The 19,894-nt window shown below is 58.8% G+C and carries 18 protein-coding genes; 10 read left to right on the forward strand and 8 right to left on the reverse strand.

Annotated elements, in window-relative coordinates:
* Window positions 1-250 precede the first annotated feature (250 nt).
* Both BLR31_RS03730 and BLR31_RS03735 read right to left on the reverse strand, forming a co-directional pair.
* Window positions 251-1,090, reverse strand: coding sequence for a CsgG/HfaB family protein (locus BLR31_RS03730; protein WP_090591706.1), 840 nt, complete (start codon window positions 1,088-1,090; stop codon window positions 251-253).
* 189 nt (window positions 1,091-1,279) lie between these two features.
* Window positions 1,280-1,684, reverse strand: coding sequence for a hypothetical protein (locus BLR31_RS03735; protein WP_090591711.1), 405 nt, complete (start codon window positions 1,682-1,684; stop codon window positions 1,280-1,282).
* Between the two features lie 137 nt (window positions 1,685-1,821).
* On the opposite strand from BLR31_RS03735, the gene BLR31_RS03740 reads away from it, so the two are divergent.
* On the forward strand, window positions 1,822-2,505 hold the full coding sequence (locus tag BLR31_RS03740) for an invasion associated locus B family protein (RefSeq protein WP_090591715.1): 684 nt from the start codon (window positions 1,822-1,824) through the stop codon (window positions 2,503-2,505).
* A 527-nt stretch (window positions 2,506-3,032) separates the two neighbouring features.
* Here the strand turns inward: BLR31_RS03740 and BLR31_RS03745 are convergent.
* The 3 genes from BLR31_RS03745 to BLR31_RS03755 form a co-directional block, all read right to left on the reverse strand.
* Entirely contained in the window at window positions 3,033-3,611 is a 579-nt protein-coding gene (locus BLR31_RS03745) for a UbiX family flavin prenyltransferase (RefSeq protein ID WP_090591718.1), read from the reverse strand.
* Window positions 3,608-5,239: an FAD-dependent monooxygenase gene (locus BLR31_RS03750; protein WP_090591721.1), complete on the reverse strand. Its 1,632-nt coding sequence runs from the start codon at window positions 5,237-5,239 to the stop codon at window positions 3,608-3,610. Before BLR31_RS03750 ends, BLR31_RS03745 begins: the two co-directional genes overlap by 4 nt.
* Before the next feature lie 103 nt (window positions 5,240-5,342).
* Window positions 5,343-6,302 carry a LysR family transcriptional regulator gene (locus tag BLR31_RS03755; RefSeq protein WP_090591724.1) on the reverse strand — a complete coding sequence of 320 codons (960 nt, stop codon included), beginning with the start codon at window positions 6,300-6,302 and terminating at the stop codon, window positions 5,343-5,345.
* Between the two features lie 249 nt (window positions 6,303-6,551).
* On the opposite strand from BLR31_RS03755, the gene BLR31_RS03760 reads away from it, so the two are divergent.
* From BLR31_RS03760 to BLR31_RS03780, 5 genes are read left to right on the forward strand one after another with little or no spacing between them, the layout of a single operon-like run.
* Window positions 6,552-6,908, forward strand: a complete 357-nt coding sequence (locus tag BLR31_RS03760) for a non-heme iron oxygenase ferredoxin subunit (protein WP_090591728.1) — start codon at window positions 6,552-6,554, stop codon at window positions 6,906-6,908.
* Between the two features lie 42 nt (window positions 6,909-6,950).
* Window positions 6,951-8,231: a Rieske 2Fe-2S domain-containing protein gene (locus BLR31_RS03765; protein ID WP_090591732.1), complete on the forward strand. Its 1,281-nt coding sequence runs from the start codon at window positions 6,951-6,953 to the stop codon at window positions 8,229-8,231.
* Window positions 8,232-8,239: 8 nt separating this feature from the next.
* Window positions 8,240-9,349 carry a zinc-dependent alcohol dehydrogenase gene (locus BLR31_RS03770; protein ID WP_210183876.1) on the forward strand — a complete coding sequence of 370 codons (1,110 nt, stop codon included), beginning with the start codon at window positions 8,240-8,242 and terminating at the stop codon, window positions 9,347-9,349.
* Window positions 9,337-9,783: a hypothetical protein gene (locus tag BLR31_RS03775; protein ID WP_090591744.1), complete on the forward strand. Its 447-nt coding sequence runs from the start codon at window positions 9,337-9,339 to the stop codon at window positions 9,781-9,783. Before BLR31_RS03770 ends, BLR31_RS03775 begins: the two co-directional genes overlap by 13 nt.
* A gap of 3 nt (window positions 9,784-9,786) precedes the next feature.
* Window positions 9,787-10,731 carry a CobW family GTP-binding protein gene (locus BLR31_RS03780; protein WP_090591753.1) on the forward strand — a complete coding sequence of 315 codons (945 nt, stop codon included), beginning with the start codon at window positions 9,787-9,789 and terminating at the stop codon, window positions 10,729-10,731.
* Here the strand turns inward: BLR31_RS03780 and BLR31_RS21965 are convergent.
* Both BLR31_RS21965 and BLR31_RS03790 read right to left on the reverse strand, forming a co-directional pair.
* A complete protein-coding gene (locus BLR31_RS21965; protein ID WP_090591760.1) occupies window positions 10,728-11,729 on the reverse strand; it encodes a 2Fe-2S iron-sulfur cluster-binding protein in 1,002 nt (333 codons plus the stop codon). The genes BLR31_RS03780 and BLR31_RS21965 overlap by 4 nt on opposite strands.
* A gap of 91 nt (window positions 11,730-11,820) precedes the next feature.
* The gene (locus BLR31_RS03790) at window positions 11,821-13,248 is read right to left on the reverse strand and encodes an aldehyde dehydrogenase family protein (protein WP_090592155.1); all 1,428 of its coding nucleotides are present in this window, start codon (window positions 13,246-13,248) and stop codon (window positions 11,821-11,823) included.
* Window positions 13,249-13,466: 218 nt separating this feature from the next.
* Between BLR31_RS03790 and BLR31_RS03795 the strand changes: the two genes are divergently transcribed.
* From BLR31_RS03795 to BLR31_RS03810, 4 genes are all read left to right on the forward strand, one after another.
* A complete protein-coding gene (locus BLR31_RS03795; protein ID WP_090591763.1) occupies window positions 13,467-14,915 on the forward strand; it encodes a UbiD family decarboxylase in 1,449 nt (482 codons plus the stop codon).
* A gap of 37 nt (window positions 14,916-14,952) precedes the next feature.
* On the forward strand, window positions 14,953-15,963 hold the full coding sequence (locus BLR31_RS03800; protein WP_090591767.1) for a TAXI family TRAP transporter solute-binding subunit: 1,011 nt from the start codon (window positions 14,953-14,955) through the stop codon (window positions 15,961-15,963).
* Between the two features lie 67 nt (window positions 15,964-16,030).
* A complete protein-coding gene (locus tag BLR31_RS03805) occupies window positions 16,031-17,968 on the forward strand; it encodes a TRAP transporter permease (RefSeq protein ID WP_090591770.1) in 1,938 nt (645 codons plus the stop codon).
* A 1-nt stretch (window position 17,969) separates the two neighbouring features.
* Window positions 17,970-19,655, forward strand: coding sequence for a thiamine pyrophosphate-requiring protein (locus BLR31_RS03810; protein WP_090591774.1), 1,686 nt, complete (start codon window positions 17,970-17,972; stop codon window positions 19,653-19,655).
* Here BLR31_RS03810 and BLR31_RS03815 read toward each other — a convergent pair.
* Window positions 19,630-19,881: a hypothetical protein gene (locus BLR31_RS03815; RefSeq protein ID WP_090591778.1), complete on the reverse strand. Its 252-nt coding sequence runs from the start codon at window positions 19,879-19,881 to the stop codon at window positions 19,630-19,632. The genes BLR31_RS03810 and BLR31_RS03815 overlap by 26 nt on opposite strands.
* Window positions 19,882-19,894: the final 13 nt, after the last annotated feature.

The raw sequence follows: 19,894 nt of genomic DNA on the forward strand, positions 1-19,894 counted from the left end.
AAGGTCGCCAGGCCACCTTCGGTTAACAATATGTTAAATCGCTGGGATTAGTTCGAAGCGCAAGTCAAACTTCAAATCAAATAAGTCTATCGTAAACACGAGTGGTAAACATGTGACTCGATAGCAAGTAATAGTCAAAATCTACTATGGATATTTTCTTGGAGCGTAGTGCATATGCACTATGACGGGCGCAGAGCACAAAAAAGGGCGCCTCAGGCGCCCTTTGACGATCGGTGATGTAGAAAATCGGCTACTGCACTGGCGCCGTGTATTGCTGATTGTAGGCGGCGACCAGGGTTGCCTTTGCGCTTGAGTCGCGCAGATCCCATAGGCCGCGCTCCAGCCCCTCGACGACCAATGAGAATACCGCCAGTTCGATCGCTTCGCGCACCGCAAGTTGGGTCGGATCGTTACGCGCCATACCGGCTTCGATCTCCAGCAGACGCTGGGGTTCGGCAAAGACATACGCCCCGGCGCGGTTCATGTAGGAATAGATCTGCTTTGTAGTCGTAGTCGAGGCGAGAACCTCGCCATTCTGTACGCTGACCGCGCGCAGGTTCACGGTGACCGTATCGGACCGGTATTCCGTATCGGCACCGATGCCGAAATAGCGTGCGCCCGCACCACCGGACATCGTGTCGGCATCATACCCGACGATCCCGCCTTCAAGGATGATGCCGGCAAAACGGATCGGGGGCAGCGGGCCAACGCCGCCATAGGCGGAATTGGTATTTTCGATCAGCGTGCGTTCCTGGACGAGATTGCGCAACCCGGTGCGTTCGGCAATGCGGAACCACTGGCCATCGCCGGCCCGCGTCAGGACATCGACGAGGATCTGTGCACCGCCCTGGGTAACGGCACGGCTCGATTCGGCGAAATTGGGATTGGGCCGGGCCTGTCCTGTCAGGTCTGCGAATTCGTAGACCGCGACGTCAAGCGGCTGGCGCGGCGGGGGTAGGGTGCGCAACGAAGCGGTGGCGTGTGTGTCGCTCACGAGTGTCGCCGCGGGCGCATTGGACTGCTGCCCCATCGTGGCGCAGCCCGTAAGAAGAACGGCTGATACCAGCGCGACTGCGATGCCTCTGAACATGGTTCCCCCAGAAATTAACCGCCGGTGAACTTCTGCTCCCGGCTTTCGACAGTACTTCTTGGTTAGGCTGGCGCCAAAAGCAAGTTTGCAAGCTCAATATGATGAATAAGCGGGGAATGTGTGCTCGCCAGGACACAAAGTTGCTGGTTTGGAAAGTCATCGTGCACTATGAAATGCACTATAGATCGGCTAGTTGGCGACCGCGCCTGGTCCCACCGATGGCAATTGAGCGACTGTCTGGGGCGTGAGGATAACCGTCACGCCCGCGCCGACCGAAGGCACTGGGTCTTCGCCAGGCGCTGCAACGATCGGTGCATCATCGGTCACGGTATTCCAGTCCTCGGGCCGCGAAGCGCTTTCGTCAGTAGAGACGAAGGCCTGTGCCACGGGCTGTTGCACGATGCGGGTCGCGACCGGTTGTGGACGGATTCGCGCCGATGACGGAAGCTGGGTAATGGCGGTCAGCGGTGGCGAGGGCAGCTGCCGAACATGGGTGGCCGGCCCCCGGTCGACTTGGTTTACCCCCACCGGCTGGCCCGAAACCGGCGCCACGGCGCCCAAAAGAATGGCTAGGGCATATACTGCAGGGCGCATGGCGGACTCTCGGTATTGCTGTCGGTTGCCCACTAATACGGGCAGGCTGTCAAAGGCGCAACTGTCGCTTTTCGGTCTGGCAATCGATTAGACATCAGTATATTCCATTTCCGATATTTTCGGCAGGGGGAAGACTTATGCGTTTGATTGGCCTGGCTGCGACGGCTTCATTATTGACGGCGTTTGTCGCCGCGCCTGCATTGGGGCAGGCGAGCGTAGCGGTGCCCCCTTCGCCGCCGCCGCTCATCGACAGCGATCCCGAACCGGAAACCGATCCGGTCGAATTGCCCGGCGGTCAGCAGCCATCAAGTTCCGAAGTGGCTCCCGCCGCCGCACCCGCGCCACAGCCGGCGCCCGACCCGATCAATGTCGTCAACGCTCCGGTCGAAGGCGCCGAAACGCAGCAGCATCAGGACTGGGCGCTTGAATGCTTTGAAGAGACCGATACCTGCCAGATCACACATCGCGTCCTGGCGGCCGAAGGCAGCCAGACGGTGATCGTTGTTGCGCTCTATGCGGCAGAGGACGCCGGCCCCGCCCAATTGCAGATAGCCGTCCCGCTCGGCGTGTCGACCACGGCCGGCGTGCGCCTGGCGATCGGCCCTGAGTACCAGGCCAATATTCCCATATCGCGGTGCACGCCGCAGGGCTGCCTTGTCGAGGGCACGGCCTCCGACACCTTGCTCGCAGCAATGCGCCAGGGTCGCCAGGGCCAGCTAAGCGTGGTCAACGACGCCGGCGCGACAATCGATCTGCCATTCTCCCTCATGGGCTTCACAGCTGCCTATGCGAACATGATTGGGGGCAATCAGGCGGATTAGTTTGGGTGGGTGATAGCAGCGTTCTACTGCAGGGCGTTCCGCGCCAACTATATGCACAAGAACGCCCAATACTTTCGATTAGTGCGTGTTTAAATCCTCGAGCTATCCAATTCTCGTACTCAATATCGTATCGGCGAGTGTTCACGCTGACCATCTGGTTGTGCTCGATTATCTCTCCGTACGCGGCAATTAATCCCATCAGCTTCTCGGTACGCGGCCCACAGCAGCAGTTATGCAACAGAGACCGGTATCCGACGACCGCCTTTCGCAGAGATAGTGGTGTGTTCGCATGGCCTCGTTCTTGCCAACGGCCAGCCCCCGCAACCACCCGGTATCGACGCCCCTGACTAGAGGTTCAACAACGGGCCGCGGGCCAACTACGACAGTGGCGACATTCCCAACCGACAATGACTACGATCTGACCGATGACGTCGACGTTCGCTCGGTTTTGCAAGTTCAGTCATGCGGTTGCGCCGTCTTGGCCCGACCTAATGCACGTGCGGGGCGGCCCATGTCCGCAAGTGGAGTCATAGACCGACATCTTTCCAACGTTTGACGACATTAGCGTCGATGTCAAAAATATCCAGGGCGCGACCTATCGTCTGGCTGATCAGGTCATCAATTGTTTCTGGCTTGTTGTAAAACGCCGGTACTGGCGGCATGACGATGGCGCCGTTGAGGGTAGCACGCTCCATAAGTGCAATATGGCCCGCATGGAGCGGCGTTTCGCGAAAGAGCAGAACGACGCGTCTGCGCTCTTTAAGACAGACATCGGCTGCGCGGACGATGAGTTCGTCATTGTAGCAATGCGCGATCCCGCTCAACGTTTTGACTGAGCATGGGGCAACCAACATGCCAAGCGTCTTGAACGAGCCAGACGAGATGGCGGCGCCGATGTCCTTGGGACTGTGCACATGATCGGCAAGCGCTTTAACGTCGTCGCCACATAAATTCGTTTCCTCCCCGAGCGTGCGGATGGCTGCAGGGCTAATGACCAGATGGGTTTCGATGTCAGAAACGGCCTTGAGAATTTCCAGGGCGCGGACGCCATAAATGACGCCGGATGCTCCGGAAATCCCGATGATCAGTCGTCTCTGAGCAGTCACGCGTAGCGCTCCTTCAGGTTCGCCTGTCGATCAATGGCCACAGCGCGAGCAAGAATGTCTGACGCCTCTCCTGGCGAAACCGAGTTGCCGGTCCAACTGACGAACTGGTCGGGACGGATAAGAATATAGTGGGCACCATAGAGACCACATTCCCCTTCTCCGTGATCGGCGATCACCGTGAGGGGAATTCCGAGAATAGAGGCGGCCTGTGCAAATTCTGCTGCAATGAGATTGTCTTCGCCCAGTGCCAAAAGGGTATAGCCGCTGCCGAGCGCCTCATAAATGTTGCGACCATCGGACAGTGTCTTGGGCGTCAGGTGATGCCCCGGCCGCGCTACGTCGCTGTGAGTGCCATTGGCGTTGCAAATAGCGTTGTTGGGGCCAAAAACAATCGACGACCCGGCATAGTTTGGCTCGTAGGCGTTGACTTCCCCGCGCGCACCCGAGCCCCGCGACGTCCATTCGGCCTCAAATGCGGCCCGGTCATGTTTAGGATTGAAAGCCGCCAGGAACGCCTTGTCGTTTTCGATAGATTTTTCGATGAAGTCCTTGGCGGTGGAGGCAAATACCGGCCGGCGTTCTTCGTCATAGGTCGCCAGTAATTCTTCGCCGGCCCACCCCTTGATCGTCGCCGCCAGTTTCCAACCGAGATTTCGCGCGTCTTCGAGACCAGTGTTGATGCCGTATCCACCATAGGGAGGATGGCTATGTGCGGCGTCGCCGGCAATAAAGATGCGGCCTTTGTTGTAATTGCGGGCGATGGCCACCCGCAAATCCCAAAAGCCGATATGGTCGAACGACACGTCGAATTCCGCACCAACCGCCTTGTGCAGATAAGAGGCGAAATCGAAATTGTCCTCTGTGGTGCCGAGAGGGACAGGGGCATGGAAGAACCACGTATCGCCGAGATCAACGCGGCCGAAAAACTGCCAATAGCCTTCGAGATCTGGGTGCAGGACGTTGTAGAATGACTTGCCTGGAAACCGGGCCAAAAGGTCGTGCAATGTCTTGGACTTGAAGACCAGCAGGACCATCAGTCGGTCGTGATCAGATCGATCCTGAACGATCCCTGCGCTTTCGCGCACTACCGATTTGGATCCGTCGCAGCCGACCAGATAGAGAGCGCTAACAATCTTTTGCTCGCCAGTTTCGCGGTTGACGATTGTCGCACTTGCGCTTGCTGCGTTTTGCTCGGTCTCGATGCACGACCACCCAAACAAGGTTGTGACTGAGGGCAATTGTGCGGCCCGGGCGCGCAACACAGCCTCGGTCGCGTACTGAGGCAGACGCTCATTGTCGGTGTAATAATAGGGCCTCACCAGTTCCCGCTGCAGCCAATCATAATGATAGTCGCCCAGCAGCGTGCCGTAGGCGGTCAGGCCGCCGATACCGTAGTCCCTCGGTATGGTGCGGGCCGCTCGCAACTGGTCCTCGATGCCCCAGAAATGGAAGTGTTCCATCGTTCGCTGCGTCAAGTTCTGCCCCTTGGGAACGGGCTGAGGCGAGGGGTATTTTTCGACAACCAGCACCGTGATGCCACGCTGCCCCAATTCGATGGCCAACCCCATGCCGACCGGGCCGCCACCCACGATCAGGACTTCGGCACTCGCCCGCGACTGAGCCGTCATATTCAGTACTCCTCCGGATGGCGGTTTTTCCGCCCATCGATATTTGGACCAGCGGTCCGGTTCAACATGACCAAATCAATGTCGTCCGAACCTCTGGGGAGGCTCAGGCGATCAGTTTGGCGGTGTTTTCGGCGTCCTGCTGGCGCCAGTGGAAATCGCCGAGCGCGATGTGCTCGGAGACCAAAGGTTTGACCATTTCGAATAGGCGGCTGACGGCGACCGCAGGCATCTTGCGATTGAGCGCCAGGCACATGGTTCGCGATACGGTCGGATTAACGACGCGACGGCAACTGATCTGGCCGTTCTGGATGTCGCTCAAGAATAATCCGTAAGGCGCGATCGTGCAGTAATCGTAGTGAATAAGAAACTCGCGCTTGAGCCCGATCAGTTCGAGTTCGACAACCGGGGCGATCGTAACCGCCGTCTCGCGCGCTCGCGCCTCTATCATTTCACGGAGATAATTTGGGCGTGGGCTGAGAACGAGAGGAAGCCCGCGCAGCGCGGAAAATTCGATTGCGGATTTATCGGTCCCGATCACTGAAGACGGGCCGACCAAACACAAATCCTCGGTGTAGAGAGGGGTGATGGCCAGCATCTGTTCGGGCGCCGGATCGTAGCAGAACGCACAATCGAGGTCTCCAACGGACACCATGTGAATCAGCTTGTCCGATACGCCTTCTTCGCAATCGACGCGCATGGCGATGTCGGGCTGGGCAGCCCTGTGCATCATGTGGGCGAGAATGGTGCGTCCGATGGTCGGGGTAATCCCGAGCCGCAATGAAATCGGCTGATTGCCCCGAAAACTTGCCATAGCAAGCTCGGCCTCTTCGAGCTCCCGCAACATGACTTCGGCATGTTTGAGATACGCCCTGCCTGCGGGCGTAATATCCACACCGCGAGAATGGCGGTCAAAAAGGGGGAGGCCGAGACGGTCCTCGAGGAATTTGACCTGCAGCCCGACGGCGGGCTGGGACACGTGCAGTGCTTCCGCCGCGGCTGTGAAGCTGCCCGTGTTGGCAACGGCCACGAAATAGCGGATTTGTCGAAGCGAACTGGCTGTCATCGCACTTTGTGAGGTTGGCGTTCGCGCGTTTTGGGAACACGCGTAACGGCGTGGATCGGCGCAGGTTGGCTCCCGAGCTCACCTGCTTGCTTAGCATTGAACGCATGCTGCCACAGGCAACAAATCCCACACTAAGACATAAGGAAAACTCATAGCAAGTCACAGCACACGGTATTTGCAGGTGGCAGGCGCCCAAGGGTAACCGTTTGAAGGGAGCAAAAATCGAATTGACGTCAAGGGAGCGAGACATTGAGTCGAGATGTGATCTGTCAGGTGGACGACCTCGCTCCGGGTGAGCCGCTCAAGATCGAGATTGGCGGCAGGGAACTGGCGGTGTTCAGGGTCGCTGACGAGGTCTATGTGATTGATGACCAATGCACACACGGGCCGGGTTCGCTCTCAGAAGGCGAGTTGGACGGTTACGTCATCGAGTGCGATTTCCATCAGGGCGGCTTTGATATCCGGACGGGTGAGGCCGTAATCCCGCCTTGTATGGTACCTGTGCGCACCTATGCGGTGGAACTCGTAGACGGAGCAGTGATCGTCGATTTCGACCAGGCGGCGGTGGCTTGTGCCAACAAGGTCAGGGCGGAAGCGGGCGCCTGAGAGCCCCGCCTTCACAACACGTATCAAGAGGAGGCGGCGCGCATGGCGAGCCAGGAACAGAACGAACTGCTGACCCGTACCGGACCCGAGACGCCGATGGGCGCGCTGATGCGGCGGTACTGGATTCCGATCATGCTATCGGAAGAACTGCCTGAGCCCGATTGCCCTCCCGTCCGGATCAAGATCCTGTCCGAACGCCTCATCGCTTTCCGGGACACCAATGGCGAACTGGGGCTGATCGACGAGTTCTGCGCGCACCGGGGTGTGTCGCTCTGGTTTGGCCGCAACGAAGAAGGCGGCATCCGCTGCCCCTATCATGGCTGGAAATACAATACTAAGGGCGAGTGCCTCGAAGTACCTTCCGAGCCGGCAGAGAGCGGGTTCTGCCAGCGTATCAAGCTGACCGCCTATACCCTGAAGGAAAAGGGTGGGATCATCTGGGCCTACATGGGCAATGCAGACGACGAGCCCGAATTGCCTGGGTTCGAATGGATGGATCTGCCAGCCAGCCATGTCTACATTTCCAAGCGCTGGCAGGAAAGCAATTACCTCCAAGCCATGGAAGGCGGGATCGACTCGGCACACGTGTCCTTCCTGCACTCAGGCGAATTGGTGACCGACAAACTGCATCAAGGCACCAAGGGTGCACAGTACCAACGCGATCGCATGCCGAAGTTCGAGGTCGTCGATTCATCGGGCGGATTGTTTATCGGTGCGCGGCGGAATGGCGAGAACGACAGTTACTATTGGCGGATCACGCAATGGATTATGCCCTGGTACACGATGGTGCCGCCCTATGGCGACAACGCCCTCAACGGTCATGCCTGGGTCCCGATCGACGACGAAAACAATTTCGCCTGGACCTTCACCTACCATCCGACCCGTCCGCTGACCGACGAGGAAGTGGAGACGATGAAGGCCGGAGGCGGCATTCACACCAACCTCATTCCCGGCACGTTCCAGCCCGTGCTCAACATGCGCAACGATTATGGCATGGATCGCCAGGCGCAAAAGGAGGGTCGCTATTACAGCGGCATTCCGGGTATCGCCATGCAGGATGCCTCACTGCAGGAAAGCATGGGGCCGATCCAGGACCGTACGAAGGAAAATCTAACTTCGACGGATAACGCAATCATCATGGCACGCCAGCGCCTGCGCAAAGCGGCCAAGGCGCTCGAAAAGGGTGCGCTGCCCCCGGGGCGCGAACCTAACTGCCACAAGGTGCGATCTGCCTCGTTCGTTTTGCCTGTAGGCGAGGCGTTTCAGGATACCATGATGGATGCGCTCACCGCGCGTCCTGGCATTCATCACACCTCGATATGAGAGGCCCCATGATACAGGCTGCAGTATCCTACGATGCGCGCGCCACCGAAATCCGCGAATTTGAGCAACCGGAGCTGCCCAATGACGGAGGGCTGCTTAAGGTCGAACTGACGGGAGTCTGCGGGAGCGATTGGCCCTACTACTTGAAGTATCCCAAATCAAAGGGGCCGCTCATACTTGGTCACGAGGCGGTGGGCCATGTCGACAAACTCGGCAAGGATGCACAGCGGCGGTTCGGGTTCAAAGAGGGTGATCGCGTTGCGCTCGAAGAATATCTGCCGTGTGGTCATTGTTCTTTCTGCCGAACCGGCGAATTCAGGCTGTGCAAGGAGACTGACACCCTCAATCGCCAGGGCACCGTTCGCTACGGCTCCACCCCGATTTCGGTCGCTCCATCTCTTTGGGGCGGGTACAGCCAGTACCAGTATCTCCATCCCAATGCCGTCATGCACAAGGTGCCCGACAATGTGCCCGCCAAGCTCGCGACGCTCGCTCTCCCGTTAGGGAACGGCGTCGAATGGGCCTATCTTCAAGGGAAGGTCTCGCTTGGCGAAGTCGTTGTCATTCAAGGTCCTGGGCAGCAGGGCCTGTCTTGCGTAATCGCGGCCAAGGAGGCCGGGGCAGGGCTTATCATCGTCACGGGACTTTCGACGCCTGCCGACAAGGCTCGCCTCGAACTGGCCAAGGTTTTCGGCGCTGACCATACCATCATGGTGGACCAGGACGATTTGCTCGAAAAGGTCGCCGACTACACCAATGGCGAGATGGCCGACCTCGTCATCGATTGCGCGTCGGGCGGTCCCGCTACCGTGGTTTCGGCCATGCAACTGGCTCGCACCGCAGGGCGGGTGATCCTGGGGGGGCGGAAATTCCAGCCCATACCGGACTTCGACAGCGACCTGATGATCACCCGGTTCTTGACCGTGAAGGGCATGCGCGGCCACAGTTTCGAGGCCGTCGAGCTTGCGATCGGCATGATTGCTTCAGGGAAATATCCGCTCGAAAAGATGTGCACGCATCTGTTCGGGCTCGATGAGGTCGACGAGGCCTTGAAGACGGTCGGAGGGGAAGGCCAGCAGGGCGCGATTCATTGTACGGTGGACCCATGGAAATCTTGAGCTCCCTTGCCAACGCGAACCCGGCCCACCGTATCCAACGTCCAAATTCCATCCCGCGCAGTATTGCGATTTTCGGCCTTGGGGTAGAGGGCACGCGCTTGGCGGAGAATGCCGTCGCCAGCGGGGTCGCGGTGACGCCGCTCAGCCTTGCTGCAATCGCCAGGGACACTCGGCCCGCTGAACTGTCGAAACTCAATTCGGTCGTGATCGTCGGGCGCCCCGATGAGGAAACTGGCGGCACGGCAGCACGAATCTATCAGTGGGCCGGCAAGATTGGCGTGCTGGTCACGGCGGTCGTCGTATCGCGAGACCAGACCGGTCTGGCCATCGGTGCCAACGTTCACACGATGCGGACCAATGCCGATCTCATCACCATGACGACCGACGAGGATTATCTGCCAACCATGCTTCAGTGGATCGGTCGCACGGGCTAGACGATGCGCGTCGAACCCATCCCCATCGTCCTGCTCACGGGTTTTCTGGGAAGCGGAAAGACGACGCTCCTCGCGCAGGCGCTGTCAGACCCGGCCATGGGTGACGCGCTTGTGCTCGTCAACGAACTCGGGTCGGTTGGCCTTGACCACGATCTGCTTTGGGCGGGTGGAGAGGTTGCGTTGTCGCTCGACAATGGCTGCATCTGCTGCTCGGTCAGCGATGACCTCATTACATTACTCAGAGATCTGTTTTGGAAGCGGCTCCATCGTTCCATTACGCGGTTCTCTCGGGTCGTGATCGAAACCACGGGGATTGCTGACCCCTATGGCATCCTTACGGCGCTTCAGACGAACCCGCTGGTCGCGGACCGTTACCGTTATGCCGGCACGGTGACGGTGATCGACGCGCACAAGGGCATGGAGCTCATTCGGAAGCACGATGAGGCGCTGGCGCAGGCAGCGATCGCAGATCGTATCGTTCTCAGTCATGCCGACGCGACCCCGCAAGATGTGCGGGATCGGTTGCGCCGCGATCTCCAAGCGCTGAATGGATTTGCAGACATTGTCGAGAGTGAGCGCGGTAGCGCTGGGAACGCTGGGCTGTTCGATGTCGCGTCCAAGGTCCCCACAAAACTCACGCCCCACACTCATGCCGGGCACCGACACATCGACACCTTCGCAATCGCCTTGCGAGCGGACCGTGATCTCGCAACTGTGCATGCGGCGTTGGAGGCCCTGGGGCAAGCGGGTGGACCGAATCTGCTTCGGGCCAAGGGACTTGTTCTGATCGATGACCAGCTTTTTGTCATTCAAATGGTGGGGAAAGTCATCACGTCTCTCGATCCAGTCAATGGGCCGGTCGATCACGAGGGATTTCTTGTCGTGATTGGCAAGGGGATGGACGTGGCTGCGACGAGGGCCGTGCTGGCGGGTATCACGCACGATTAATAGAACTCGTCATAGTGAACCTGCTCTTGCGGTACGCCGCGCTCGAAGAGCAGTTTCTTGATCGCCCCGGCCATGGGCGGCGGGCCGGCGAAGTAAATCTCGAAATTGCCGAGTTCGTCGCCAAATTTTTCCGAGATCGCTTCGTGGACATATCCTCTGGCTCCCGTCCAGCCGTCCGGATCATCGATCGGGTGGTTGGAGAGGACCGGCCAATAGTGAAGGCGGTGGCCATAGCCTGGAAGGGTCTCCAGCATCGGTTGGCCGCACAGATCTCTGATCATGCGCCCGCCATAGACGAAGTGAATGGTCCGACCCGTCAGCTCGGGAGAATGCGCGGCGGCTCGCGTGATCGAAATCATGGGCGAAAGCCCCGATCCGCCAGCGATGCACAAGATGTCGCGCGGTGCCTCTGGCCGCAAAAAGGCAGTCCCATAGGGGCCGTCGATTCCGACATTTGCGGCTGGTTCAAGCGCACCAAGTGCTGCAGAGCCCGCGCCGCCCGGCACGAGCTTGATCTGGAAGGACCAGATGTCCCCGCCTTGCGAAATCTCGCACATGGAATACGCGCGAGGCATGTCCATGCCTGGGAGATAGATGAGAGCGTATTGGCCGGGGAGCGCTTGCATGGGCGCATCCAGCGCGAATGAAAATTCGAAAATATCGTGGGTAATCTGAGTAGCGTGCACAAATTTTGACGCCATGCGTCGAGGCTTGTGCATTGGCTCGTACGATCGATCGAGGCGAAGCTTGATTGTGCAGTCACTTTGTGGAACGGCTTGGCAGCCCATCCAGCGGTTTTTCTTCAGGTCCCGCTCAGACCAGGCGGGGGGCGGCGATGCATGGGTGATCGAACCCTCGACCAGCGTAAAACGGCAATTGCCGCATGACCCAGTGTTGCACGCATAGGGGAATCCCAAACCAGCACGGAGGGCTGCGCGAAGGATCGTATCACCCTCGCAGGGGAACGATGTGTGGTCGCCTTCAAGGATAATGTTCACTGTTGCCTCCCGGATTTTTTCCGACGCTAGGACGCGCGCGGTGGCGGGAGAAGAATCGTCACAAGACCTGAGTCATTAGAAAAACTTACACCTAGGAGTGTTGAAGGAAGGTGTGCTTGGTTTCCATGAAATCGGACAATCCCTCGACCCCATGCAACCGCCCCAGGCCGCTTTCGCCAAACCCGCCGACTTCGGCCTCCGCAAATTGTCGCCGATGGCAGTTGAGCCAGACAGTGCCGAAGCGCAGGCGTCTTGCCATGCGGTGCCCGCGTTCGAGGTTGCTGGTGTGGACGCTGGCGGCTAGGCCGTAAACGGTGGCGTGGGCTTTGCGTAACGCTTCCTCTTCGGATGCGAAGGTCTCAAAGGTGATGATGGGGCCGAACAGTTCGTCCTGAACAAGATGCGATCCTGGATTGTCGACGGAGACGAGAGTGGGCGTGAGGAAACTGCCGTTCCCCTCCAGCGGGCGGCCCGATACGATCAATTCTCCGTCTTGATGGGCGCCGCGGATCAGGCCCAATAGCCTTTGGCGATTTGCCTCGTCGATGACGGGTCCCATCTGACTTTCAGCGTTAGATGCCGGGCCGACACGGAGTGCGGCGAAACGCTCGGCCAGTCGCCGCTTGAGCTCGTTTTGGACGTCCCGATGCACGAGGAAGCGGCTTGCGCACATGCAGAATTGGCCGGCCACCGAAAGCGCGCCGAAGGTCAGTTCAGCCACCGCCCGCTCAAGATCGGCATCGGGAAAGACGATAGCGGGCGATTTGCCTCCAAGTTCGAGCGACAGACGCTTCATGGTCGGCGCCGCCGCGACCATTATGGCCTTGCCTGTGCGTGAGGATCCGGTGAAGCTGATGACATGCACATTGCTCGAGGCGACTAGCGCTTGACCAACTTCGGTGCCGCGTTCGTTGACGATATTGATGACGCCCTTCGGTATTTCCGGGTCCGCGAGAAGGGCATCAAGGATGGCGCGGTTGATGAGGGCTGTCTGATTGGCGGGTTTGATAACCACCGTGCAGCCAGCGGCAAGCGCCGGGGCAAGCGAGCGCACCAGCAGCGTGACCGGAGCATTCCATGGAACGATGATGGCGGCAACGCCAGCCGCTTCACGCGATAAGATCGATAACCCGCCCGGGATAACTTCGCTACTCCGACCATGCGGCACGCGGGCGACGCCGGCATAGAACCTGGCTTCGGAGATTGCCGAGATCAGTTCGCCCTTTGCTTCGTGCTTGAGCTTCCCGTTCTCAAGTGAGAGCAGGGCGACTAGTTCGTCGCTGCGGGCTTCCAGCCGGTCGGCGAACCTGCGCAGGATGCCCTCTCGCAGGCGGGCGTCAGACGACCAAGTGGTGTCGAAAAAGGCCCTGCTGGCTGCCGCTGCGGCTTCCTCTGCCATCTCAGTATCGCCCGGCGCGTAGCGGGCGATCGCAGCCCCTGTTGCCGGGTCGATGCTATCGATCCAGGTGTTATCTTGTGCAGCCCGGTCGGCCCCTGCGATATGATTGAGTGCGTCCATGCCCATCCTCCCACGGCGCTGAAGCTGCAATCATCGTATCGGCAGCCATAAGGAACGCGCATACCGAAAGGTATTGGCTGCTGAAATGAATTCTTTCTTGTGGTTTAGCTCCCCCGGCTTAGCCTTTCATGCAACATCGCTCATACTGCGAGTGACGCGGCAAGCGTGCGAAAAACGGTGGAGGACCGTCCGCATGCAGATTGCCCTTGGGAGGATATATGACCGAACACGAGCCGGCCTGGCGCCATCAGGATTTGCGCGATCTCATTGAACGCTTCGAGGAGATGGGCGAGCTTGCCCACGTCGACGGCGCCGATTGGGATCTTGAAATCGGTGCCGTGGCAGAGATGGTTGCCCAACATACGCCGGGTCGTTCTCCGGCCGTGCTGTTCGACAACGTCAAGGGATATCCTGAGGGATTTCGTGTTCTCTCAGGGGCTGCCAATTCGTTTCGGCGCCTGGCGACGGTCCTTGGCCTTCCAATGCCCAAGGATGAGACGGACCTAGTCTTGTCTTATCGCAACTGGCTCAACAGCGATTTCAGGCTGATCCCCCCCGTCGAGGTCGAGGACGGCCCGATCCTCGAAAATATCATCGAAGGCGATGATATCGACCTGTTCAAATTCCCGGTGCCGAAAGTGCACGAACTCGACGGAAATCGTTACATCGGGACCGACGATATGATCGTGATGCGCGATCCCGAGACCGGCTACATCAATCTGGGAACCTACAGGATCGCCGTACATGATCGGAACACTGTCGGCATCTGGATCAGTCCCGGCAAGCACGGCCGCTTCATACGCGACAAGTACTTCGCCAAGGGCGAGCCTTGCCCGGTTCTGATCTCGTGTGGTCAGGACCCGCTGTTGTTTTTGGCGAGCCATCAGGAGATCAAGGGCGGCGTCTCAGAACTCGACTACGCCGGTGGCCAGCGTGGCCGCCCGTTCGAGGTCATTCCGTCCAAAACCCATGGCCTTCCGATTCCCGCTAATGCGGAGATCGTTCTGGAGGGCTGGATACACCCGGGCGATGAGATGCTCGAAGGGCCGTTCGGGGAGTTTATGGGCTATTATGCCTCTGAAGCCTCGATGCAACCTGTCGTGCGCATCGAACGTGTGTATCACCGTAACAATCCAATTCTGACTCTCGCCGTCCCATCACGGCCACCGGAAAACTTCACGTTCGCGCGCTCGGCCATCAAATCGGCGATGATCTGGGACGAAGTGGAAAAGGCAGGCTTGGCCGGCGTGACAGGTGTCTGGTGTCATGAGGCAGGAGCGGGACGCTTGTTCAACGTCATTTCGATCAAACAGAACTACCCAGGCCATGCCATTCAGGCAGGCATGCTGGCCGCCAATTGCAGGGCCGGAAATTATGCAGGCCGCTGGACGATCGTCGTCGATGACGACATCAATCCCGTTGAGATCAACGACGTGATCTGGGCCATGTCGACGCGATGCGATCCGGTCGAGGATATCGATTTCATCCGGAGGGCATGGTCCACGCCGCTCGATCCCATGCTTCCCAGCGGGCCCTGGGAGTCTAACCGCGCAGTGGTCAATGCCTGTAAGCCGTACGGGCGTCTCTCGACGTTCCCGATTACCGCGGAGGCGAGCCCGGACCTGAGGAGGACCGTTCGGGATAAATGGCCGGATCTGTTCCGGTAGACGAGCAGTCAATCAGATCGTCATAAGGGAGGAACACATGTCGATCACACTCAACCGCCGCCAGATGTTGGCAGCACTCGGCGCTTCAACCGCCGTTCTCGGTTTGCCGAATTCTGTTTTTGCTCAAACACAGGCCGTTCGCATCGGCACGTCGAGCGTGGGCTCGGTCTTTTATACGCTCGCCATCGGCGCCGGCGAGATCATCACCGACTACGCCGGCATCAACAGCACGGTGGAACCGGTGGGCGGGTCCGCGGCCAATATCAATGGCCTCGTACAGAACAACATCGATCTGTCGATCAACAATTCGTTCTCCTCTTATTCCGGATTGACCGGACAATATGGATTCCCCGAGCCTATCGACGTCCGCCTTCTGGTGCAGGGCCAGCCGAGCTATCGTTGGATTTTCGTGCGCCCAGGCGCAGGTATCGAAACGCCTGCCGACCTGAACGGCCGGACGATCATCGGCGAACGTCGGGCCCTTCCTGAACTCCGCATTCTGCTGGACGCGTTCATCACCCATTTTGGTCTCGATGAGTCCTCGATGAATATCGTCGAAACCAACGAGACCACCGAGGCCATCGAAGCCATTCGCGTGGGCAGCGTCGATGCCGTAATTCTACCCTTCAGCCCGCGGGCTGGTCAGGTGGAAGAGCCCATGCTGGGCGGCGCCATGGAGTTTTTGCAGATTTCTCCAGAAGATCGGGATGCCTTGCTCGAGCTACTTCCGGCTGCGTTCTATGGGGTCGATCAACCAGCCGACGATTTCTCCAATCAGCCCGAAATCGTACCACTCACATCGCTCAACACATACCTTATCTCGCATGCCAACCTCGACGAGGAGATAGCCTATCAGGTGACCAAGGCGCTCTTCGATAACCACGAGGACTTTGTGTCGTACCACGGCACCGCGCGAGATTGGACGGTCGAGAATACGCTTGCTTCACCGGCCATTCCCTTCCATCCGGGCGCAATTCGATATTTCGAAGAGACCGGCGTCTGGACTGAGGAGCTGGCGGCGCTGCAGGAAGAACTGCTCGCAATCTAACCGGCTTGTACTTGCGCCGCCTTCTTCCATGTGGAGGCGGCGCGCCCCTTTGGCGAGGAACGTTTCGATGAAGCCCCTGGATCGTATTAGCTTATCCTCAGGTATATTGCTGACCCTGACCACGATTACGGCCATATGGCATCTGGTCATGATCGCGCAGTTGCCCACCTGGTTTGGTATCTTTATCCCCCAGGGCTCCGTGCGTGCCATAAGTCTCGTCCTTGCGGTGCTGTTGATCTTCATCACCCTCAACAACAAGCACAGTGACACCGATGAGGTGCATGCCGACAAAGTGGAGCTTAAGTGGTACGATGCCTTGCTCTGGTTGGCACTTGCTGTCAGTTGCGGTTTCGTCGTCTTTTTCAACGATCGAGTGCAAGATTACGGCTTTTACGGCACGCTAGACACATTCGGCGTGATTATGGCGCTATGTCTCGTTATCCCTGTACTCGAGGCCGTGCGCCGAAAAACAGGGATTGTGCTGCCGATCATCATTCTGACATTCGTGGCTATCGCGATGTTCCAGCGCTATTTGCCTGGCGTCTTGTATGGGCAGGGGTACTCTCTCGAACGCCTGCTCTATAGCGCGATGGTCAGCAATGCCGGCGTGTTCGGAATGCCCTTGGGCATCGCTGTCAGCATCGTCATCGTTTTTCTGGTGTTCGGCGCGCTGATGGAACGGGCCGGGGCCAGTCGCTGGTTCATGGACCTTGCTCTCTGCCTGACGGGCTGGTCACGTGGCGGGCCGGCCAAGGCTGCGGTTCTGTCTTCGGCGATGTTCGGATCGATCTCGGGATCGCCATCCGCAAATGCAGCGACCACCGGCGTTTTCACAATCCCGATGATGAAAAAGGTTGGCTACAAGCCGGAATTTGCAGCCGGTGTGGAGGCTGTCGCCTCGACGGGTGGAATGATCCTGCCGCCCGTGATGGGCGCCATTGCGTTTCTGATGGCTGAGTGGATCGGTCGCCCCTATGTCGAGGTCGTTGGTGCGGCGCTGTTGCCGGCTATCCTTTACTTTCTCATTGTCTTCTTTTCGGTACATTTTGAAGCACGGCGGAATGGCATCAAGGCCATTCCGAAGGCCGACTTGCCCAATCTCTGGCTCACACTGAAAACCGGTTGGTACAATGTGATCCCGATCGCAGCATTGGTCGTGTTCCTCATCGTTTTGGCGATGCCTCCGGGCATGGCCGGGATTTATGCCTCGCTTGTCGTCTTCGCCTGCAGTTTTCTGTCCAAGGACAAAAACAATTGGTTGTTGCCGATGCCGATTATCCTGGCGCTTCGCGACGCCGTGATGCGTTGGTTGGTGATCGTCGCCATTACCGCGGCAGTTGGCATCATGATCGGTGCTTTGGAGCTGTCGGGCGTTGGTATCAACGTTTCGCGCTTTATAGTCGATCTCGGCGGTGGCAATTTGCTGTTCACACTGATCCTTGTTGGACTGGTCAGCCTGATCGTCGGGATGGGCCTTGATGCAACGCCCGCCTATGTGACACTCGCTACCCTTATGGCACCCGCACTTATTCGGCTCGGGGTGCCTGATATCGCCGCGCATCTCTACGTTATTTACTGGGGCCTTGCATCGTTCTTTACACCCCCGACCTGCATCGCGATTTTCGTCACTGCACCGATCGCGGGCGCGACGATTTGGGGCAGTGGCTGGCAGGCCGTACGGCTCGGCATTGCCGCGTTCCTTGTCCCCATAGCGTTCGCGCTCAATCCTGCGCTGCTTATGCAGGGTGACGATATTGTCGCTATTGTTCATGTCGCGAGCACGGCGTTGGTCGGGTCGGTTCTTGTTGCTGCCGGCCTGCGCGGCTTTGCCTTCACAATGCTGTCGATGCCGTCGCGCATTTTGATAGCGGTCGGTGGAGCGCTTCTGATTATGCCTGTGCTGTATGCCGAACTGATCGGTGCAGCCCTCGCTCTGGTGGGGTTGGCGCTCGCCAGCCTCCCGATCCCAGGTCTCGCAGCCGCCGCGCCGCGCCGGGAGCCGTGATATGCCGGTGACGCTGAACAATCTTACAGTCGCAGAGGCTTACCTGCGTCTGCTCAAACTGCGTGGTATCGACTATCTCTTCGCCAATGCCGGTACCGATTTCGCTCCCATCATCGAAGCTTTTGCGAGTGCGGGATCGGACACCAACATCATGCCGGAACCGATTCTGGTTCCGCACGAAAATGTGGCCGTGGCGATGGCGATGGGCCATACGCTGGTCAGCGGCAAGCCACAGGCGGTTATGGTTCACGTCAATGTTGGTACCGCCAACGCGCTTTGCGGGATCATGAACGCCAACCGCATCCAGATTCCCATGCTTTTCACTGCCGGACGAACCCCGATATTGGAAGAAGGGGCCCCCGGCGCTCGGTCGGGGTTCATCCACTGGCCGCAGGAAATGTACGACCAAGGTGGGATCGTGCGCGAGATGGTGCGCTGGGACTATGAGCTTCGCGATGCGCGCCAATTGGAGGCGGTTGTCGACAGAGCCCTGGCAATGTCCGGATCGACTCCAGCCGGACCGGTTTATCTGACCTTGCCTCGAGAAGTTCTGGCCGAAAAGATCGAGTCGATTACTTTTGCTGACATGGCAAGTATGCGGCCGGTGGTCGCTGGCTTGCCGCCATCCGACGCGCTAGATGAGGTCGCTGAATGGCTGAGCGAAGCAAAACGCCCCGTTCTCGTGACCTCAGCGACAGGGCGTACCCAGGCTGCGCTCGACGCCGTTCAAAATTTTGCCGAGACATTTGCGATCCCAGTGATCCCGTTCAATCCGCGGTTCGTCGAGATTTCGCATGATCATCCCATGAACATGGGGGCTGACCTCGGCAAGTTTCTCCCGGATGCCGATCTGGTTTTTGTGTCTGAGGCTATAGCGCCGTGGATACCGAGCCAGGTTCGGCCTGGAGATGGTGCGCGTATCGTTCACATCGGTGAGGATCCGTTGTTTGGCGATCTGCCCATGCGTTCGTTTGCCGCCCACGGCACGCTAGCCGGAGCACCGGCTGCCATTTTCCGCGAACTCATCAAGCGCGCCAAGGTTTCCGACACTGTCGAAATACGGCGCGCCAAACTCCACTCAGAGAAAGTGCCCACCGCGTTCACCAACGCCAGTGATCCAGCGGAGATGCCCACGCCCCGCCAGGTTACACAAGCCATCGCCCGCATCTGCAAGGGGGCGCTCATGTTCAAAGAGTCTCCCGCTTTGCTCGATGACTTTGGTCTGGATGCGGCCGGTCAGTTCTTTTTTGCCGGAGCTGCCGGCGGACTCGGGTGGAGCATGGGCGCCGCAATGGGGGCCTCTCTCGCGAACGGCCGCCAGCCGGTTGTAGTTACCGTGGGCGACGGATCTTACATGTTCAACACCCCGCTGGCGGCCCACCACGTCGCTGCTTCCCAGGCAATCCCAATGTTGACCGTTATCTATAACAATTGTGCATGGCATGCGGTGCGTCGGTCGACGCATGGGATGTATCCATCCGGTCATGCCAAGGCAGCGCCGCGTGAACCCCTGACCGACTTCGGCGTGGATTTTGACTATGTTCATATGATGGATGTTGCAGGCGGATACGGCGAGCGAGTGGATCGCTTTGAACAATTGGTGCCGGCACTTGAAAGGGCGATGGCCAATCTTCAGGAGGGGCGACAGGCCCTACTCGACGTCAGGATAGCTGCTGGTCGGAAGTAGCGCGTAAATTAGGCCAATATTCTGGGCATCTTTTCACTTGCCAGACCAATCTGATCAGCGGTTCTTTTAGGCAGCCAGTGACGTCGATTTCGGCGCCGCCGACCGAACGGTGCGAAGCCACAATATCGCGGCATGCATCGCCGTTTATATCGTCGAAGACTTTGTATCGATCAAAAATGGCAGCCACGCCCGTCTTGTAGCGAACGTAGCCTGCCGTCACGATCACTTGTGCTGCACGT

This window comes from Pelagibacterium luteolum (genome assembly GCF_900100665.1).
Taxonomy (GTDB): Bacteria; Pseudomonadota; Alphaproteobacteria; order Rhizobiales; family Devosiaceae; genus Pelagibacterium; species Pelagibacterium luteolum.

Excerpts from the sequence above, each read along its gene's own strand:
- BLR31_RS03780 (WP_090591753.1), top strand. The coding sequence starts at position 9,787 with ATGCGCGTCGAACCCATCCCCATCGTCCTGCTCACGGGTTTTCTGGGA.
- BLR31_RS03750 (WP_090591721.1), bottom strand. The coding sequence starts at position 5,239 with ATGACGGCTCAGTCGCGGGCGAGTGCCGAAGTCCTGATCGTGGGTGGC.
- BLR31_RS03800 (WP_090591767.1), top strand. The coding sequence starts at position 14,953 with ATGTCGATCACACTCAACCGCCGCCAGATGTTGGCAGCACTCGGCGCT.
- BLR31_RS03735 (WP_090591711.1), bottom strand. The coding sequence starts at position 1,684 with ATGCGCCCTGCAGTATATGCCCTAGCCATTCTTTTGGGCGCCGTGGCG.
- BLR31_RS03790 (WP_090592155.1), bottom strand. The coding sequence starts at position 13,248 with ATGGACGCACTCAATCATATCGCAGGGGCCGACCGGGCTGCACAAGAT.
- BLR31_RS03775 (WP_090591744.1), top strand. The coding sequence starts at position 9,337 with ATGGAAATCTTGAGCTCCCTTGCCAACGCGAACCCGGCCCACCGTATC.
- BLR31_RS03755 (WP_090591724.1), bottom strand. The coding sequence starts at position 6,302 with ATGACAGCCAGTTCGCTTCGACAAATCCGCTATTTCGTGGCCGTTGCC.
- BLR31_RS03810 (WP_090591774.1), top strand. The coding sequence starts at position 17,970 with ATGCCGGTGACGCTGAACAATCTTACAGTCGCAGAGGCTTACCTGCGT.
- BLR31_RS03795 (WP_090591763.1), top strand. The coding sequence starts at position 13,467 with ATGACCGAACACGAGCCGGCCTGGCGCCATCAGGATTTGCGCGATCTC.
- BLR31_RS03740 (WP_090591715.1), top strand. The coding sequence starts at position 1,822 with ATGCGTTTGATTGGCCTGGCTGCGACGGCTTCATTATTGACGGCGTTT.
- BLR31_RS03770 (WP_210183876.1), top strand. The coding sequence starts at position 8,240 with ATGATACAGGCTGCAGTATCCTACGATGCGCGCGCCACCGAAATCCGC.
- BLR31_RS03765 (WP_090591732.1), top strand. The coding sequence starts at position 6,951 with ATGGCGAGCCAGGAACAGAACGAACTGCTGACCCGTACCGGACCCGAG.
- BLR31_RS03805 (WP_090591770.1), top strand. The coding sequence starts at position 16,031 with ATGAAGCCCCTGGATCGTATTAGCTTATCCTCAGGTATATTGCTGACC.
- BLR31_RS03730 (WP_090591706.1), bottom strand. The coding sequence starts at position 1,090 with ATGTTCAGAGGCATCGCAGTCGCGCTGGTATCAGCCGTTCTTCTTACG.